General features: G+C 69.6%; 22 protein-coding genes. 13 read left to right on the plus strand and 9 right to left on the minus strand.

Annotation, left to right across the window (positions count from 1 at the left end; all coding sequences use genetic code 11):
- Positions 1 to 8 precede the first annotated feature (8 nt).
- Both ACFWN2_RS09390 and ACFWN2_RS09395 read left to right on the plus strand, forming a co-directional pair.
- Entirely contained in the window at positions 9 to 764 is a 756-nt protein-coding gene (locus ACFWN2_RS09390; RefSeq protein ID WP_382426142.1) for a DUF4142 domain-containing protein, read from the plus strand.
- Between the two features lie 15 nt (positions 765 to 779).
- On the plus strand, positions 780 to 1,949 hold the full coding sequence (locus tag ACFWN2_RS09395; protein ID WP_382426143.1) for an FAD-dependent oxidoreductase: 1,170 nt from the start codon (positions 780 to 782) through the stop codon (positions 1,947 to 1,949).
- On the opposite strand, the gene ACFWN2_RS09400 is transcribed toward ACFWN2_RS09395, so the two are convergent.
- The gene (locus ACFWN2_RS09400; RefSeq protein WP_382426145.1) at positions 1,915 to 2,460 is read right to left on the minus strand and encodes a TetR/AcrR family transcriptional regulator; all 546 of its coding nucleotides are present in this window, start codon (positions 2,458 to 2,460) and stop codon (positions 1,915 to 1,917) included. The genes ACFWN2_RS09395 and ACFWN2_RS09400 overlap by 35 nt on opposite strands.
- A gap of 58 nt (positions 2,461 to 2,518) precedes the next feature.
- Between ACFWN2_RS09400 and ACFWN2_RS09405 the strand changes: the two genes are divergently transcribed.
- A complete protein-coding gene (locus tag ACFWN2_RS09405; protein ID WP_382426147.1) occupies positions 2,519 to 3,427 on the plus strand; it encodes an NAD-dependent epimerase/dehydratase family protein in 909 nt (302 codons plus the stop codon).
- On the opposite strand, the gene ACFWN2_RS09410 is transcribed toward ACFWN2_RS09405, so the two are convergent.
- Entirely contained in the window at positions 3,424 to 3,792 is a 369-nt protein-coding gene (locus tag ACFWN2_RS09410; RefSeq protein WP_382426148.1) for a winged helix-turn-helix transcriptional regulator, read from the minus strand. The two genes, ACFWN2_RS09405 and ACFWN2_RS09410, sit on opposite strands and share 4 nt — an antisense overlap.
- Before the next feature lie 84 nt (positions 3,793 to 3,876).
- Here ACFWN2_RS09410 and ACFWN2_RS09415 point away from each other — a divergent pair, with 84 nt between their 5' ends.
- The 5 genes from ACFWN2_RS09415 to ACFWN2_RS09435 are packed head-to-tail and all read left to right on the plus strand — an operon-like array spanning position 3,877 to position 7,176.
- Positions 3,877 to 4,272 (plus strand): nuclear transport factor 2 family protein, encoded by a 396-nt coding sequence (locus ACFWN2_RS09415; RefSeq protein WP_382426149.1) that lies wholly within the window; start codon positions 3,877 to 3,879, stop codon positions 4,270 to 4,272.
- 51 nt (positions 4,273 to 4,323) lie between these two features.
- Positions 4,324 to 5,463, plus strand: a complete 1,140-nt coding sequence (locus ACFWN2_RS09420) for an AI-2E family transporter (protein WP_382426150.1) — start codon at positions 4,324 to 4,326, stop codon at positions 5,461 to 5,463.
- 23 nt (positions 5,464 to 5,486) lie between these two features.
- Positions 5,487 to 5,984 (plus strand): peptide-methionine (S)-S-oxide reductase MsrA, encoded by a 498-nt coding sequence (gene msrA, locus ACFWN2_RS09425; RefSeq protein WP_382426151.1) that lies wholly within the window; start codon positions 5,487 to 5,489, stop codon positions 5,982 to 5,984.
- Positions 5,963 to 6,460, plus strand: coding sequence for an MOSC domain-containing protein (locus tag ACFWN2_RS09430; protein WP_382426153.1), 498 nt, complete (start codon positions 5,963 to 5,965; stop codon positions 6,458 to 6,460). The genes msrA and ACFWN2_RS09430 overlap by 22 nt, the downstream gene beginning before the upstream one ends.
- Positions 6,457 to 7,176, plus strand: a complete 720-nt coding sequence (locus ACFWN2_RS09435) for a polysaccharide deacetylase family protein (RefSeq protein WP_382426155.1) — start codon at positions 6,457 to 6,459, stop codon at positions 7,174 to 7,176. Before ACFWN2_RS09430 ends, ACFWN2_RS09435 begins: the two co-directional genes overlap by 4 nt.
- Here the strand turns inward: ACFWN2_RS09435 and ACFWN2_RS09440 are convergent.
- The gene (locus tag ACFWN2_RS09440; RefSeq protein WP_382426157.1) at positions 7,173 to 8,045 is read right to left on the minus strand and encodes an SDR family oxidoreductase; all 873 of its coding nucleotides are present in this window, start codon (positions 8,043 to 8,045) and stop codon (positions 7,173 to 7,175) included. The two genes, ACFWN2_RS09435 and ACFWN2_RS09440, sit on opposite strands and share 4 nt — an antisense overlap.
- Positions 8,045 to 8,770 carry an SDR family oxidoreductase gene (locus ACFWN2_RS09445; RefSeq protein WP_382426159.1) on the minus strand — a complete coding sequence of 242 codons (726 nt, stop codon included), beginning with the start codon at positions 8,768 to 8,770 and terminating at the stop codon, positions 8,045 to 8,047. Before ACFWN2_RS09445 ends, ACFWN2_RS09440 begins: the two co-directional genes overlap by 1 nt.
- A gap of 93 nt (positions 8,771 to 8,863) precedes the next feature.
- Between ACFWN2_RS09445 and ACFWN2_RS09450 the strand changes: the two genes are divergently transcribed.
- Positions 8,864 to 9,535 carry a TetR/AcrR family transcriptional regulator gene (locus ACFWN2_RS09450; RefSeq protein ID WP_382426161.1) on the plus strand — a complete coding sequence of 224 codons (672 nt, stop codon included), beginning with the start codon at positions 8,864 to 8,866 and terminating at the stop codon, positions 9,533 to 9,535.
- Here ACFWN2_RS09450 and ACFWN2_RS09455 read toward each other — a convergent pair whose 3' ends face one another.
- Positions 9,536 to 10,285, minus strand: a complete 750-nt coding sequence (locus tag ACFWN2_RS09455) for an NPP1 family protein (RefSeq protein ID WP_382426162.1) — start codon at positions 10,283 to 10,285, stop codon at positions 9,536 to 9,538. It lies immediately after the preceding gene.
- A 198-nt stretch (positions 10,286 to 10,483) separates the two neighbouring features.
- Here ACFWN2_RS09455 and ACFWN2_RS09460 point away from each other — a divergent pair, with 198 nt between their 5' ends.
- Entirely contained in the window at positions 10,484 to 10,855 is a 372-nt protein-coding gene (locus ACFWN2_RS09460) for an acyl-CoA thioesterase (RefSeq protein ID WP_382426163.1), read from the plus strand.
- A 6-nt stretch (positions 10,856 to 10,861) separates the two neighbouring features.
- On the opposite strand, the gene ACFWN2_RS09465 is transcribed toward ACFWN2_RS09460, so the two are convergent.
- Together ACFWN2_RS09465 and ACFWN2_RS09470 are read right to left on the minus strand one after the other, a co-directional pair.
- Entirely contained in the window at positions 10,862 to 11,194 is a 333-nt protein-coding gene (locus ACFWN2_RS09465) for a siderophore-interacting protein (protein WP_382426165.1), read from the minus strand.
- A gap of 27 nt (positions 11,195 to 11,221) precedes the next feature.
- Positions 11,222 to 11,683: a siderophore-interacting protein gene (locus ACFWN2_RS09470; protein WP_382426166.1), complete on the minus strand. Its 462-nt coding sequence runs from the start codon at positions 11,681 to 11,683 to the stop codon at positions 11,222 to 11,224.
- Positions 11,684 to 11,759: 76 nt separating this feature from the next.
- On the opposite strand from ACFWN2_RS09470, the gene ACFWN2_RS09475 reads away from it, so the two are divergent.
- Together ACFWN2_RS09475 and argG are read left to right on the plus strand one after the other, a co-directional pair.
- Positions 11,760 to 12,239 (plus strand): hypothetical protein, encoded by a 480-nt coding sequence (locus ACFWN2_RS09475; protein WP_382426168.1) that lies wholly within the window; start codon positions 11,760 to 11,762, stop codon positions 12,237 to 12,239.
- Between the two features lie 83 nt (positions 12,240 to 12,322).
- Positions 12,323 to 13,768, plus strand: a complete 1,446-nt coding sequence (gene argG, locus ACFWN2_RS09480) for an argininosuccinate synthase (RefSeq protein WP_382426169.1) — start codon at positions 12,323 to 12,325, stop codon at positions 13,766 to 13,768.
- A gap of 47 nt (positions 13,769 to 13,815) precedes the next feature.
- Here the strand turns inward: argG and ACFWN2_RS09485 are convergent, their stop codons facing one another.
- Positions 13,816 to 14,298: a hypothetical protein gene (locus tag ACFWN2_RS09485; RefSeq protein ID WP_382426171.1), complete on the minus strand. Its 483-nt coding sequence runs from the start codon at positions 14,296 to 14,298 to the stop codon at positions 13,816 to 13,818.
- Positions 14,299 to 14,516: 218 nt separating this feature from the next.
- Between ACFWN2_RS09485 and ACFWN2_RS09490 the strand changes: the two genes are divergently transcribed.
- Positions 14,517 to 15,224, plus strand: a complete 708-nt coding sequence (locus ACFWN2_RS09490) for a hypothetical protein (RefSeq protein ID WP_382426173.1) — start codon at positions 14,517 to 14,519, stop codon at positions 15,222 to 15,224.
- On the opposite strand, the gene ACFWN2_RS09495 is transcribed toward ACFWN2_RS09490, so the two are convergent.
- Positions 15,175 to 16,419, minus strand: a complete 1,245-nt coding sequence (locus ACFWN2_RS09495; RefSeq protein WP_382426175.1) for an MFS transporter — start codon at positions 16,417 to 16,419, stop codon at positions 15,175 to 15,177. The genes ACFWN2_RS09490 and ACFWN2_RS09495 overlap by 50 nt on opposite strands.
- Positions 16,420 to 16,429: the final 10 nt, after the last annotated feature.

Consider the following 16,429-nt stretch of genomic DNA (forward strand, 5'->3'; position numbering starts at 1 on the left):
CTCTCGGCATGCGGATACTTCTGGTCGCGGTGCTGGTGTTGATGGTCGGAGCGCAGCCCGCGTTCGCTCAGCAGGATCTGGGGCCGGACTACGTGCAGACGCGGTTCGGGCCGATGGGGCCTGCCGGGCGCGACCTGCTGCAGAAGGTGGCGCTCGCGGGGTTGTGGGAGGGGCCCGCCGGGCGGATGGGGCTGGAGAAGTCGTCCAGCCCGAAGGTGCAGGAGGCCGGGCGGCACCTGATCGAAGGGCACGCTGACCTGGACCGGCGCACCGTCGAGCTCGCGCGGACGCTGAACGTGGACCTGCCGACGCGGCCCAGCGAGGCGCAGCAGGGGTGGCTGGACGAGATGGAGGCCGCGCCCGCGCGCAGCCCCGAGTTCGACCGCGTGTTCGCGAACAGGCTTCGTGCGGCGCACGGCGTGGTCTACAAGTTCCTGGCCACGGTGCGCACGGGCACGCGCAACACCGCGATCCGCGACTACGCCAAGGTCTGCATGGACACCGTCCTCGACCACATGACGGTGCTGGAGGCCACCGGGGTGGTCGACTTCAACGACACCGAGGCGATCCCGCTGGCGCTGGTCGCGCAGCCGTCTTCCGTCGCGCCGTCCGCTCCCGTCGCGCCGCCTCAGCAGTACTCGCAGCCTCAGCAGCAGGACGACAGCGTGTCCGACGGCGCGATCGGGCTGGGCGTGTTGGCGCTGGTCGTCGCTGGTCTGTGGTTCTGGACGAGCGGGCGGAGCAGCCGCCGGATGCATCCGTAGTGCTAAGTTGGGCATATGCCTAAGTCGAATGCCCAACGTGCGTTGATCGTCGGAGCGGGGATCGCCGGGCTCACCACCGCGTGGTGGCTGGAGCGCGCCGGCTGGGACGTCCTGGTCGTGGAGAAGGCGCCGTCGTTCCGCGAGGGCGGCTACATGATCGATTTCTTCGGGCCGGGTCACGAGGTGGCGCGGCGGATGGGCCTGCTGCCGGAGCTGGAACGGCGGCGGGCGCCGATCTCGTCGGTGACGAGCGTGGACTCGCGCGGCCGGCGGCGCGGTGAGATCTCCGCGGACGCCTACGAAGCGGTCGCGGACGGCGTGATCAGCCTGTTGCGCGGCGACCTGGCCGCCGTGATCCGCGACGACGTGCGCGCTCCGATTCGTTACGGCACAACGGTTTCCGCTGTCGACGACGGGCTGGTGACGTTCTCGGACGGGTCGACGGGGGAGTTCGACCTCGTGGTGGGCGCCGACGGCGTGCACTCACGGGTGCGGGAGCTGGTGTTCGGGCCGTCGTTCGTGCGGTACCTCGGGCACCACGTGGCGGCGTTCTCGATCCGGGACGCTGAGCTGAGCGCCCGGATCGGCTACCGGTACCAGATGCTGACGGTCCCGCACCGGATGATCGGGTGCTACGCCGTGCGGGACGGCTCGATGGCCGCGTTGATGTTGCACCGGTCGCCTGTGGCCGACCTTCCCGCTGATCCGGCGGCAGAGCTGCGGACGCGGTTCGGCGACCTCGGCTGGGTCGCGCCGTCGTTGCTCTCCGTTGTGCCGCAGGACGTCTACTACGACGAGGTGTCCCAAGTGGACATGCCGGTGTGGCATCGCGGCAAGGTCGTGCTCGTCGGCGACGCGTGCGGGGCGGTCTCGCTGTTCGCCGGCCACGGGGCATCGCTCGCGATGACCGGCGCGTGCGTGCTGGCGGAGGAGTTGTCCGCGGGCCTCGACGGCGCCTTCGAGCGCTACCAGGCCCGGCTGAAGCCCGCCGTGGAGCGCACCCAGGAGTTCGGGCGGCGGTTCATCGGCTGGATGGCGCCCTCGTCGGCGTGGCGGATCTCGTTGCGCGACCTGGTGTTCCGGCTCTCCGGACTGCCCGTCGTGCGCACCCTGATCCGCGGCTCGCTGGTGCCGGACGTCGACGGCGTGCTCACACCCGCAGCACCCGCAGGCACAGCCGCCTGAGCACCTCGCGCAGCTCGTCGTCGGTCAGGTGCGGGAACGCGGCGATCACCGGGCCGACGTCGCTCGCCAGGAACCACGCGGCCCGCTGGTCGTCGCTCGGTTCGGGACCGTAGAGGAGCTCCATGGCCCGGCCGGCGAGCCTGGCCAGCTCGGCGTTGATCCGCTCGTTGCGGCGCACGCTCGGATCGGTCTGCCCGAGCGGGGACAACGCCCTGTTGGCGATCACCTGGTCCACGAACCCCGCGACCACGTACTCCGCGCGCGCTCGCTTGCCCTTGATCTTCGCGGTCTCGTCTAGCATCGACTCGAAGAACGCGATGGTGTTGTCCAGCAACGCTTCCAGGATCGCCGACTTCGTGCGGAAGTAGTAGTAGACGTTCGCCTTCGTCACGTCCATCTCGTCCGCGATCGTCTGCAGCGACGTCGCGTCGTACCCGTGGCTCGCGAACAGCCTGCGCGCGGTGACGAGGATCGTCGCACGGGTGCGTTCGGCTTGGGCGGCACGGGTCATGCGGCGATGGTACAGTCAGTTTCGTTAGCCGATCGGCTAACAAAACAGGAGGTTGGTCGTGACTGTTCTGGTGACCGGCGGCACGGGGTTCGTGGCCGGCTGGACCATCGAGGCGTTGCTGGAGCGCGGCTACGACGTGCGCACGACGACGCGTGGCCGCCGTCCGGTCGTGCCCGGCCGCTACGAGGTCGTGACGGCGGACCTGATGTCCGACGACGGCTGGGCCGAGGCGATGAAGGGCGTGCGGTACGTGCTGCACGTCGCGTCTCCCATGACCGGCGGTGACGACCTGGTCGGCCCGGCGCGCGACGGCACGTTGCGCGTGCTGCGGTTCGCGGTGGAGGCGGGCGTGGAACGCGTCGTGATGACGTCGTCGTGCGCCGCGGCGACGCCACCGCGGAACGCGACCGGCTCGTTCGACGAGACGGTGTGGACGGACCCGTCGGGCGTGAAGATCGACGAGTACCGCCGCTCCAAGCTGCTGGCCGAGCGGGCGGCGTGGGAGTTCATGCGCGACAAGGACACCTCGCTCGTCACGGTGCTGCCCGGCGCCGTCTTCGGCCCGATCCAGACGCGCGACAACATGGGTTCGGTGCGGGTGATCGAGCGGATCCTCGGCGGCATGCCGGGCGTGCCGCGCATCGGTCTCAACATCGTCGACGTCCGCGACGTCGCCGACCTGCACATCAGGGCCATGACGGCGCCTTCCGCGGCGGGGGAGAGGTTCATCGCCGTCAGCGAGTTCATGTGGATGGCCGACGTGGCGCGGTCCCTCTCGGTGGCGTCCCGCGAGCTGCCGGACTTCGTGGTGCGCGCGGCCTCGTTGGTGGCCAAGGACATGCGGCCGCTCGTGCCCATGCTCGGCCGCGACTACACCTACTCGCACGCCAAGGCGTCGTCGATGCTCGGCTGGGCCCCGCGCCCCGCCCGCGACACCGTCGTGGAGTGCGCCGCGAGCCTGCGCTAACGGGCGTCGTAGGTTTCGCGGTTGATCAGCACCTCCGAGATGTGCTCCTCCGCCCACCGGCACAACGCGAGCAACGGCTCGTGCAGCGTGAGCCCGAGCTCCGTCAGCTCGTACTCGACCCGCGGCGGCACCTCCGCGAACACGTGCCGCGTGACGAGCCCGTCGCGTTCGAGGTCTCGCAACGTCTCCGTCAGCACCTTGCCGCTGATGCCGTCGAGCTGCGCCTTCAGGTCACCGAACCGCGCGCGGCCGTTGCCCAGCACCGAGACCGCCATCGCCGTCCACTTGTTGGCGATGCGCGCCAGGCTCGTGCGCGACGGGCAGGTGGCCGCGAGCACGCTCCAGTCCGGCATGGTCTGTGACATGGCGCACATCCGTCCAATGGTTACGTTGAGGTAATTGGTTACTTTTCGTGAGCATAGGTCAACCGCAAGGAAAAGGAGAGACTTATGACCACCCCGCTCGCCGTCGTCACCGCCTACTTCGAGGCCCTGGAGTCCGGCGACCTCGCCACCGTCGCCGCCCAGTTCGCCGACGACGTCGTGTGGCACCAGCCCGGCGACAACCAGTTCTCGGGCCTGCACCGCGGCAGCGACGCCGTCGGGGCCATGATCGGCGGGATGATGGCCGTGTCCGAGGGCACCTTCTCGTTGAGGCGCAACGCTCCGCTGGGGGTGAACGGAGACCTGGTGGCGGGCTCGGTGCACTGGACGGCCACGCGGCCCGGAGCCGAGATGGACGGCGTCGGCGTCGACCTGATGCGCGTCGTCGACGGCAAGGTCGCCGAGGTGTGGCTGTTCACGGCCGACCCGGCGGAGGAGGACGCGTTCTGGGGCCGCGGGTGAATTCGGCGCGTCCCGCCACCCGAACGGGCTAGATCACGACAGACTGTGGGCGTGGAACGGGATCGCAGGTGGGCGGACAAGGGTGAGGCCATCGGGCACGGCGTGAGCTGGCTCGCGCGGTGGAGTCTGCGGACGGCGCTGGCCGCGCTCGGCTTCTGGATGGTGTTCTGGCTGATCGGCACCCTGTGGGTGGTCGTGATGCCGGTGCTGCTGGGGTTGCTGATCACGACGGTGCTGTGGCCGCCGGCGCGCTGGATGATGTCGAAGGGCCTCAACTCGGCCCTGTCGGCGACGATCGTGCTGATCGTCGGGCTCGGTGTGCTGGGCGGGGTGATCGCGGCGATCTCGTCGTCGATCGCGTCCGGTGTGCCGGAGATCGCGCAGAGCGCGCAGAAGGCGATCCAGCAGCTCCAGGACTGGGCGTCCGGGCCGCCGTTCAACCTGCGCGGCAGCGACCTCGACCGGCTCATCTCGCAGGGCGTCGACCAGCTCAAGTCGAGCATCGGGTCGATCGCGGGCGGGCTGCTGACCGGGGCGGGCGCGGTGACGTCCGGCCTCGTGACGGGGCTGGTGGCGCTGCTGCTGGCGTTCTTCTTCGTGAAGGACGGCTCGCGGTTCACGCCGTGGCTGCGCGGCGTCGTCGGTGAACGGGCCGGCGGCCACCTCACGACGGTGCTGGAGCGGGTCTGGGTCACGCTCGGCAGCTTCATCCGCAGCCAGGCGATCGTGTCGCTGATCGACGCCGTGTTCATCGGCCTCGGCCTGGTCATCCTGGGCGTGCCGCTGGCGATCCCGCTGGCCGCGCTGACGTTCCTCGGCGGCTTCATCCCGATCATCGGCGCGTTCATCGCCGGCGCGCTGGCTGTGCTCGTCGCCCTGGTGAGCAACGGCCTGACCACCGCGATCATCATGCTCGCGATCGTCATCGTCGTGCAGCAGGTCGAGGGCAACGTGCTGCAGCCCATCCTGCAGTCCCGCAGCCTGCGCCTGCACGCGGCCGTCGTCCTGCTCGTCGTCACCGCCGGCACGTCGCTCTACGGCATCGCGGGCGCGTTCTTCTCCGTCCCGGTCGCCGCAGCCGTGGCCGTCGTCGTCCGCTACCTGGGCGAAGTCATCGAAGCCAGGTCCGTAATGGTTACGTCACAACCTGACGGGGATGAATCGGGCGAGACCGAGCGTTCTCCTGAGTGAACACCGAGAAGAGGAGCGTCACAGTGACGGAGAAGGCAGTTCTCGCAGGCGGCTGTTTCTGGGGCATGCAGGACCTGTTCCGCCGCCACCCCGGCGTCGTCGCCACCCGCGTCGGGTACACCGGCGACCCCAGCACGCCGAACGCCACGTACCGCCGCCACGGCAACCACGCCGAGGCCATCGAGATCACGTTCGACCCGGAGCAGCTCAGCTACCGGCAGATCCTCGGGTTCTTCTTCCAGATCCACGACCCGTCGACCCGCAACCGCCAGGGCAACGACATCGGCGCGAGCTACCGTTCGGCGATCTTCTACACCGACGACGCGCAGAAGAAGGTCGCGGAGGAGACCATCGCCGAGGTCGACGCCTCGGGCAAGTGGCCGGGCAAGGTCGTCACCGAGGTCACGCAGGAGTCGGACTTCTGGCTGGCAGAGCCCGAGCACCAGGACTACCTGGAGCGCTACCCCAACGGCTACACGTGCCACTACGTGCGGCCGGAGTGGCAGCTCGGCGAGCGTTGATCGAGATCGTCGCGCTGCACGTCTCACCCGTGCACGCCTTCGAGGGCCGTCCGTCGGACGGCCCTCGTCCCGATCCAGGGCCCGTGTCGCGCGATCGCGTCGAGATCCGCGCGGGGCTGGGCGTGGTCGGCGACCGCTACTTCAACCACCCCGCGCACCGCAACGCGGCGATCACCTTCATCTCGGCCGAGTCGGTGGAGCCGTGGGCCGTGGATCCGTTGCTGGCGCGTCGCAACGTCGTGGTGCGCGGGTTCGACGTGGACTCGCTGGCGCGGGGGACCGTGTTCAGCCTGGACAGCGGGGACGGGCCGGTGCGGTTCGAGGTCCACCGGCCGGCGCACCCCTGCGCGTGGATGGACCAGGTGATCGGGCCGGGGGCGTTCAAGGGGTTGCGGGGCAAGGGCGGCGTCCGCTGCGTGCCGCTGGACGACGGGGTGCTGAGCACCGGGGAATCGACTGTCGTGGTGGGCGCATGAAGTGGTTGCGCCGCAAACCGACGATCATCGCCGCCGTGGGTCTAGTCGTGGTCTTGATCGCCGCGGTCTCCCTGTGGAACGTCAGCAGCGCCCGCACGTTCCAGTTCTTCGGTGACCTGGTCGCCCGCGGCGAGACCGGCGACAGGCTGGTGGCCCTGACCTTCGACGACGGCCCCGACCCCGCCGGCACGCAGATCGTCCTGGACCTCCTGAGAGCCGAGCAGGTTCCGGCCACGTTCTTCCTCATGGGCCGCGACCTCGACAAGCACCCAGACCTGGGCAGGCAGATCGCCGAGGCCGGCCACGAGATCGGCAACCACACGTTCCACCACCCCCGCATGATCGGCGTCCTGCCCGGCACGGTGGCGAAGGAGATCGAGGACACCGACGACCGGATCCGCAGGACGGGCTACACCGGCGACATCCACTTCCGGCCGCCCCACGGCAAGAAGCTCTTCGCCCTGCCGCACTACCTGAAGCAGCACCACCGCACGACGGTCATGTGGGACGTGGAACCGGATTCCGCGGGCACGCCCACCGCGCAGGAGATCGCCCGGCGGACGCTCGCGGAGACCAGGCCGGGCTCGATCATCCTGCTGCACCCCATGTACGCGAGCCGCGACCAGACTCGCCAGGCTCTCAAGCCGATCATCACCGGTCTCAAGGAGCGCGGCTACCGGTTCCTCACCGTGTCCGCGCTCCTGCGCCACCGCTAGATCAGGTCGGCCAGCTCCACCCGCCGCAGGAACTCCCCGCGCACCCGGTCCGCTACTGCGTTCACAACCTCGGCGCCATCGGACGACGGGTCGACGTGCACGCGGAACGGAGGCTGCGCGGCACCCACCACGTCCACGATCGCGTCCGCCACCGCACCGACGTCCGCCCACGACGGCTCCAGCTCGGCCAGCCGCTCGCCCACCTGGTCCATCAGACCGGGGTAGAGCTCCTCGTACTCCGCCGCCCGCGCGGTGTCGGCGGGGGTGCCGCTGTGCGCGAAGTGGTTGGTGCCGTGGGTGAACGCGCCCGGCACGACGATCGTGGTGTCGATGCCGAACCGCAGCAGCTCGGCGCGGTAGGAGACCGCCACGGCGTCCATCGCCGCCTTGGCCGCGAAGTACGGCGCGAGGTACGGGGGAGTGCCGCCGCGCGTCGAGCTGGAGCCCACCCACACGACGTGGCCGGAACGCTGCCCGCGCAGGTGCGGGAGGGCGGCGCGGTTCACGCGCTGGGTGCCCAGGACGTTGACGTCGTAGAGGGCCGCGTACTGCTCCGGCGTGAACGCCTCGGCCGGGCCGGTGACCATGTGGCCCGCGTTGTGCACGACCACGTCCAGCCGTCCCTGGTCGGAGATGATCGACTCGATCGCGGCGTCGGCGGAGTCCTGCGACTGCACGTCCAGTTCGACGGCGTGCACGTCGGCCTTGTTCTCGGCACCGAACTTCTGCAGCTCCGAGACGGCGGAAGCGTTGCGGCCCAACGTTTCCCGCATTCCCGCGTAGACCGTGTGGCCGGCGAGGGCCAGCCTGCGGACGGCGAGTGCGCCGAAGCCGCTCGATGCGCCCGTGACGACGATGACCTTGCCCATCAGATGATGCCTCCGTTCGCACGAATGGTCTGGCCGTTGACCCAGCGCGCGGGGCCGGCCAGGAAGGAGACGACCTCGGCGATGTCGGTGCCCTGCCCGAGGCGTTCCAGGGGCGGCTGCTTCGCGAGGGTGTCGATCGTCGCCTGGTCCTTGCCGTCGAGGAACAGCTCGGTGGCCGTGGGGCCGGGGGCGACGGTGTTCACGGTGATGTCGCGGCCGCGCAGCTCGCGGGCCAGGATCAGCGTCAGCGCCTCGACGCCGCCCTTCGACATCGCGTAGGCGCCGTACTGGGGGAAGCGCAGGCCCACCACGGACGACGAGACGTTGACGATCGCGCCGCCGTCGCGCAGGGTCCGCGCGGCCTGCTGGTTCACGACGAACGTGCCGCGGGCGTTGGTGCGCATGATCTTGTCGAACGTGTCGAGGTCCATGTCCGCGACGGTGCCGAGCGGCATGATGCCGGCGGAGTTCACGACGACGTCCACGCCGCCGAACGTCTCCGCGGCCAGCGCGAACGCGGCGGCAACGGCTTCCTCGTCGCCGACGTCGGCCTGGGCCGCGACCGCCTGGCCACCGTCCGACCTGATCTTCTCGACGGCCTCGTCGGCCGCTGTCTTGTTGCCGGCGTACACGATGACGACGGCCAGGCCGTCGGCGGCGAGACGTTCGGCCGCCGCCCGTCCGATGCCCCTCGATCCGCCGGTGACGATCGCAACGCGAGTCATGTCGAAGCTCCTAGCTGCTGTTTCCGTCGTTACCTCAATCAAGTTAGCACTGATATCGAATCAGCGCTACTGCTCGCGTGTTATCGTTGTTACATGGACACGAGAGAGCGTCTGGTGAAGGCTGCGGCCGACCTGCTCGTCGAGGGCGGCAAGGAAGCGGTCTCCACGCGCGCGGTCGCGACGGCCGCGGGGGTGCAGGCGCCGACGCTGTACCGGTTGTTCGGCGACAAGGACGGGCTGCTCGACGCCGTGGCGGCGCACGGCTTCGCGGGCTACCTCGCGTCCAAGCAGGAGATGGGGGCCACCGGCGACCCGGTGGACGACCTCCGCCGGGGCTGGGACCTGCACATCGGCTTCGGCCTGGCGCGGCCCGCGTTCTACCTGCTGATGTACGGCGAGCCGCGCAAGCGTGAAGCGCGGCTGGAGGCGGACGCGATGCTCCGCGAGATCGTCGGCCGCATCGCGTCGGCGGGTCGCCTGACGGTCCCGGTGGAGCAGGCGGCGCAGTTCGTGCACGCGACGGGCCTGGGCGTGGTGCTGGCGCTGATCGCGACGCCGGAGGAGGACCGCGACCTGGGGCTGATCACGTTCACGCGCGAGAACGTGATCAGGGCGATCACGAAGGACGCCTCACCGGACGAGTCGACGGACATCCCGAGCCGCGCGATCGCTCTGAAGGCCGCACTGGAAGAGGACCCGCCCCGGATGCTGTCGCACGCGGAACGGGTCCTCCTGGCCGAGTGGCTCGACCGAGTGGCGAAGTGATCAGGCGTTCGGGTCGAACGGGATCCCGGCGGGCTTCGCGATGTTCAGGTTGTGGTTGAACGCGCCGTCCTTGATCGCCAGGGACGCGCTGCCGAAGTTCGCGTTCACGAGCTTGTCGCGCACGCCGGCCGGGAAGCGGTCCCAGCTGACCAGGTCGGGGTACTGGTAGACCCCGTAGTGGTTCTCGGCCTGCTCGCCGTTGCCGGCCAGCCGGAAGCAGTGCGTGCTGGCGCCGTCCTTGTGGTAGATGATCTTCGGGTGGGTGCCTTCCCACTGCACGTTCGCACGCGGGTGGGTCTTGTACTTGCCGTGCTCCGACGTCGAGACGAACTGGGCGACGTCGTTCTGCACCCAGACGATCACGTGCTCGATGTCGTGGCGGTGGCCGCAGCAGTCGATCAGCGGAACGGCCTGGTCCTTCTCGAAGTACAGGTCGTACAGGTAGGCGCACCAGCCGTTGTTGCACTTGGAGCGGCTGTAGGAGTTGGTGTTGTCCAGGTCCGACCTGTCGTGGCAGTTGCCGTTCAGCGCGCCCGAGTTCTTCAGGCCCGGCGCGATGTCACCGGTCGGCGAGATCGCCGGGGTGGGGTAGCAGCCGTCGCCGTCGTAGTCGAACGCCGGCTGCCACTTGCCGTCGGCCTCCTCATAGTTCGCGGGGATGGCCCTGGGCGGGTCGGCGAGCGCGACACCCGGGACGAGCACGGTGATCAGCAGGGCGCCGGCGAGCGCGGACAGGAGTTTCTTCCTCAACGTCAGCCTCCGGTGAGCAGGGGAGCGGAAGGCCTTGCGAGGCAGAAGGTGGTACATGAACGGCGTTCACGTCTAGTGACTTCGCCAAATCTTTGCCGTACCGGGAATTTAACAACCCCGTCGCAACGGGTTGATCCACCGGAGTTCACCTGGCACCGTTTGGCATCGTTCGACGTGCCCCCGCGCCGAGGAGCTGTGGTGAGCTTTCACTGGGAGAGCCCGGTCTTCCTCGACGAGGCGGATCAGAACGGGCTCCTTCAGCCCTCGCGGTTCGTCCTGCACCTGGAACGCGCGCAGGCCGCGTTGCACGCGTCGATGGGGCTCGACCGGACCAGCGATCTGACCTTCGTGGTCAAGGAGTTGCACGTCGAGTTCGGCGCGGTCGTCACCGTGCCCGGCGTGCTCCCGGTCGAGATCACCGCCGAGCGCATCGGTTCCACCAGTGCCCGCTACGGATTTCGGTGCGGGCACCACGCTTCGGGCTACCGGGTGATCGTCAAGGTGGGGCCGGACGGCCGCCCTGCGGAGTGGAGCGAGTGGTACCGCACGGCGTTCGAAGGGCTCCGCTGAAGCCCGTCACCCGCGCGCAGAGCCGACCTTCCAGTACCCGCTGAACATGATCGCCTTGCGGTCCACCCCGCGGTCCTTGGTCAGGTGCCGCCGCACCCCGCTCGCGAGCCCAGACTCCCCACACGCCCACGCGTAGTCCACAGTGGACGGCGCCTGCTCCTGGATCGCCTTCAGCACCGCGGATCCGGGCTCGGCGTCGCCCCGGTACACCCACTCCACGTCGAGGTCGAGCTTGTAGGACTCGTCCGGCACCTCGACGAACACGTGCAGCGGCCGCGTCTCCACCTCAAGGATCGCGGCGAGTGCGGGCAGTGCGGTCTCGTCGGCCGCGAGCAGCACCGAGCCCTCGGCGGGCGGGCGGTAGGCCTAGCCGCCGGCGCGGAAGCCCGCCTGGTCGCCCGCGACGGCGCGGCGTGCCCAGCGGGTGCCGGGGCCCGCGTCGCCGTGCACCACGAAGTCGACGTCGATCTCGGCCACGTCGGGGCGGTGCGCGCGGACGGTGTACCAGCGCAGGTCCGGCCTCGTGTCCTCGGGCATGTCGCGCAGCGCCGTGCGGACGTTGATGCGGTCGTCGGACGGCATGACGAGGTCGCGGCCGGTCGCGACCATCAGGCCGAAGTACTCGTCGGGGCCCGTGACCGCGTACGAGGTGAACTCCGGCGCGTGGAAGGTGATCCGGCGCATGTGGTCGCCCAGTTCGGTGACCGCGGAGACGGTCATGACGAACTGCTCGAAGACCTCGCGGCGGTTCGCGGGGGCCATCATCATCTCGGCGGCCTTGGTGGCTGCCTTGAGGGTGAACCTCTCGAAGGCGGAGTAGCGCGTCATGCCCGCAAACTACACCTTTGGTTAGGCTTGCCTAAACCCTCGGGCGAAATCGAGATCATTGCCGCACACTGCGGAGATGTTCCCCAGGACCGCGCAACAGCAGTGGTGGTTCGAAGAGCCCGCCAGCAAGAACCGCAGCCAGGCCCTCGGCCTGAGGCTCGCCATCGCGTACCACCAGCGGGACGCCGAGGCCGTCGAACGGATGCTGCCCGACGACGAGGGTGAGGTCTGGCTCGTCATGGGCGCGCTGGAGAACGGCCTGCTCGGGCTCAACCAGATCTACCCGCCCGGCCCGCCGGACGAGGTGTGGGAACGGGTCACCCCGATCATCGACGCGTCCGCCCCGAGGGGTGTCGCGGCACAGATGCGCGCGCTGCTCGCCGCGATGTCGCACGCCATGTACAACGCCACGCTCGGCGAGGTCAACGCACGCAAGGAAGAGGAGCCGTACGTCGGCGCGCACCTGTACGCGGCCATCACGGCGATGCGCGCTGACGAGCACGAGGGCAGTATTCAGCGGATGCGGGCGAAGGCCGACGAGCTGGATCTCGCGTAGCCGACCTGGGAAAACGCGGTTGAGGCGTAGGTAACAGCAACCCGGACGTGCATGCTCATACATTGTCGTGCATAATTCTCAATGTGTCCAAGGTGCTCACTTCACTTCCGGCCGGCGAACGCGTCGGCATCGCCTTCTCCGGTGGTCTCGACACCTCCGTCGCGGTCGCGTGGATGCGTGAGAAGGGCGCTGTGCCCTGCACGTACACCGCGGACATCGGCCAGTACGACGAGCCCGAGATCGAGACCGTCCCCGGCCGCGCAGGTACCTACGGTGCCGAGATCGCGCGACTCGTGGACTGCCGTGCCGCGCTCGTCGAGGAAGGCCTCGCGGCGCTGGCGTGCGGCGCGTTCCACATCCGCTCCGGCGGTCGTGCCTACTTCAACACGACGCCGCTCGGGCGGGCCGTCACGGGCACCATGCTCGTGCGCGCCATGCTCGACGACGACGTGCAGATCTGGGGCGACGGCTCCACCTACAAGGGCAACGACATCGAGCGGTTCTACCGCTACGGTCTGCTCGCTAACCCGTCGCTGCGGATCTACAAGCCGTGGCTCGACGCCGCGTTCGTGACGGAGCTCGGCGGCCGCAAGGAGATGTCCGAGTGGCTGCTCGAGCGTGACCTGCCCTACCGGTCGAGCGTCGAGAAGGCGTACTCGACCGACGCGAACATCTGGGGCGCGACGCACGAGGCCAAGTCGCTCGAACTGCTCAACGAGGGCATCGAGATCGTCGAGCCGATCATGGGCGTCAAGTTCTGGGACCCGTCGGTCGAGATCGCGACCGAGGACGTCACTATCGGCTTCGACCAGGGCCGCCCGGTCACCATCAACGGCAAGGAGTTCCACGACGCCGTCGACCTGGTGCTGGAGGCCAACGCCATCGGTGGCCGCCACGGTCTGGGCATGTCCGACCAGATCGAGAACCGCATCATCGAGGCCAAGAGCCGCGGCATCTACGAGGCGCCCGGCATGGCGCTGCTCTACATCGCCTACGACCGCCTCGTGAACGCGATCCACAACGAGGACACCGTCGCGGCGTACCACAACGAGGGCCGCAAGCTCGGCCGCCTGCTGTACGAGGGCCGCTGGCTCGACCCGCAGTCCCTGATGCTGCGCGAGTCGCTGCAGCGCTGGGTCGGCGCCGCCGTCACCGGCGAGGTCACGCTGCGGCTGCGCAGGGGCGACGACTACTCGATCCTCGACACGTCCGGCCCGGCGTTCAGCTACCACCCGGACAAGCTGTCGATGGAGCGCACCGAGGACTCGGCATTCGGCCCTGTCGACCGCATCGGCCAGCTGACCATGCGCAACCTCGACATCGCGGACTCGCGCGCCAAGCTGGAGCTCTTCGCGGGCCTCGGCATGGTCGGCAACCGCCAGTCGGCGCTCATCTCGGCGCTGCCGGAACCGACCCAGCTGATCGGCGAGGTGCCGGACGGCGGCGCGGAGGCCATCGCCTCGCGCGGTGAGGTCTCGGCGGCCGACGAGCTGCTCGACGCGGCGGCCATGGAGTTCGGCACGGACTGATCTTCAGCACGAACGGGGTGGGCGACCGCGGGTCGCCCACCCCGTTGTCACGTCTGGGGCCACATCGAGTAGATGACGTTGTCCTCGTCCGCGCACACGACCTGCGGCATGATCCCCTCGGGGACCTGGTTGCACGACATCGGCCCGATCTCGATCGCCGGCAGGCCCGTCTTCGGGTCGGAGCGCTGGGCGTAGTAGTCGAACAGCACGGCGCCGGCCTGGTCGCAGTTCAGCCTCCCCGCCGGGGTCTCCACCACGACGGCCAGCATCGGCTTGCCGAGCGCCCCGGTGAACGGCGTCTCGCAGTACTGCGACGGCATGCCCTCGTACTGGTCGGGAGACACCCCGTTCAGCGCGGTGGTCCTGCTCGCCGTCGTGGTCGTGGGCGCGGACGTGGTCTCCTGGCGCGTCGTCTGCTCCTGGGTCGTGCGGTCCGGAGTGGACTCGCCGGTGGAGGGTGTCCCGGTGACGCTCGGGGCGCAGCCCGCCGCGAGTACGGCGAGCAGCACAGGTGTGATCGAGAACCTCATGCCCCCGAGGTCGGCGTGGACCCGGATCTCGTTACCCGACCAGGCCCTGTCCTGCAAGTTCGTTTGGTGAGAGACGCGGGCGAGAGACCCGGAGGCGCCGCCGCCGCGGCGGCCTCATACCGGGCGTATTCGGACGTTGCGGCGGTGGCGCCTCCGGGTCCCTCGGCCGCCGCTCTCGCCCGACGAGACTTGCGGGACAGGGACTAGTCTTCCGGCCCGTGTCGATCAGGGAGAACTTCGCGCGGCCGGCGGTGCTGCTCAACCCGGCCGCCGGCGAACCGACGGACGCCGACAGCCACATCGGCGGGCCGGTGCTGTGGCCGATCGACGAGCCGTGGCCGTGGTGCGAGGGCGACGGCCACTACGACATCAACGTCAAGTCGGAGGGCGTGAGGCTGCCGTTCGTCGGTGCCTTGCAGCTCTACCGGCGCGACTTCCCCGAACTGCCGTTCCCCGAGGGCACGGACCTGCTGCAGGTCTTCCTGTGCACGGTGCACCACATCGGGGTCGGTGGCCCTGACGTGCGGCTGGTGTGGCGCGACTCCTCGACCGTGGTCGAACTGGTCGAGGAGGAGCCGGAACCCTCCGTGCAGGAGGAGATCTACGTGCCCACGGTCAACGTGCTGGAGCCGATCAGGTTCACCGAGTATGCGCACCCGTACGACCGGCCGGAGGAACTTGAGGACGAGGAGTGGCCGGAGACGTCGGCCGGCACGAAGATCGGCGGCTGGACGTGCTGGTGGCAGACCGGCCCGGCCACGTTCACGTGCCCGGAGTGCGGTGCGGAACAGCGGCAGACGCTGTCGCTGGGCACGCGCGAGCCGTCCGGTGAGCACGTCGAGTGGGCGTTCGGGCGCGACGGGAACCTGAACGTCCTCACCTGCGAGAAGGACGTCCGGCATCCGTTCCACGTGCACGTCGACTGAGCGCGGCCACGCCGCCCAGCAGCACGAGCAGGATCGCGGCGAACCACGTCATCACCGCCGCCGGGGTCAGGTACCGGGTCGCGAGGCCGATCGACAGCGACGGCACGCTCAACCCGAGGTAGGCGATGAAGAACAACGTCGCCAACGCCTCACCGCGCTTCTCCGGCGCCGCCATCGCCGCGACCGCCCCGATCGACGCCTTGAACTGCACGCCCGCGCCGACACCGGCGATCGCGCCGCCGACCAGGAACACCGGGAAGCTCGTCGTGTGCATCCCGGCGACGACCAGCAGCACGCCGATCGCCTGACCACCCAGGCCGATCGCGCGGCGGACACCCGGCGTCAGCTCACCTGTCACGGTCTGGGCGAGCGCCGCCCCGCCGAACACGAGGAACACCACGAGCCCGGCCAGCAGGCGTGACGGGTGGTGCAGCTCGCCCGCCACGAAACCGGGTGAGACGGACGTGAACACGCCGAACACCGCGAACGCGGTGAACGCCCCGGTGGCCGCGGCGAGGTAGCCCGCGCGGTCGCCGTGGTCCGTGCTGATCCGCTGCGGGCGGTACGGGACCCGCGAGCGCACCACTGTCTCCGGCGTCAGCGCGACCGCGGCGATGCTCACCGCGAGCAGCACCGCCAGCACGACGTACGGGGTGCTCAGCGGAGACGGCGCGTACTGCGCGAGCACACCGGAGACCAGCGCGCCGACGCCGAGCCCGCCGATGTTCGCGGCGGTCGACACGATCTCGAACCGGCGCGGGGACGCTCCCGGCCGGTGCCGCGCGTGCAGGTCGAAGAGGTAGGCGGTGGCGGTCGCGGCGATCATGCCGACGCCCAGGCCGTTGACCACGCGGGCGACGACCAGGACCGGCAGCGACGTGCTGGTCAGGAAGAGCAGTGCGGAGACGATCTCCAGCCCCAGCGCGGGGATGAGCACGGTCTTGCGGCCGATCCAGTCCGAGACGTGGCCCGCCAGCACCAGGCTGACGACCACGCCGACGGCGAAGGCCGCGAACACGACGGTGATCGCGAACGTCGACAGGCCCTCGCGGGCGACGTAGAGCGGGAAGAGCGGGGCGGGCACGGTCGAGTAGGCCATCGCGACGAGGAAGGTCGCGGCCACGGCCCAGAAGCCCCGGCCGTGGTGCTTGCTCGTGCGGGATTCTGCGACCGGTGATTCGAGGAGCACGGACATGACTCCACCC

The organism is Lentzea sp. NPDC058436, assembly GCF_042721515.1.
In the GTDB taxonomy this organism is placed as follows: Bacteria; Actinomycetota; Actinomycetes; order Mycobacteriales; family Pseudonocardiaceae; genus Lentzea.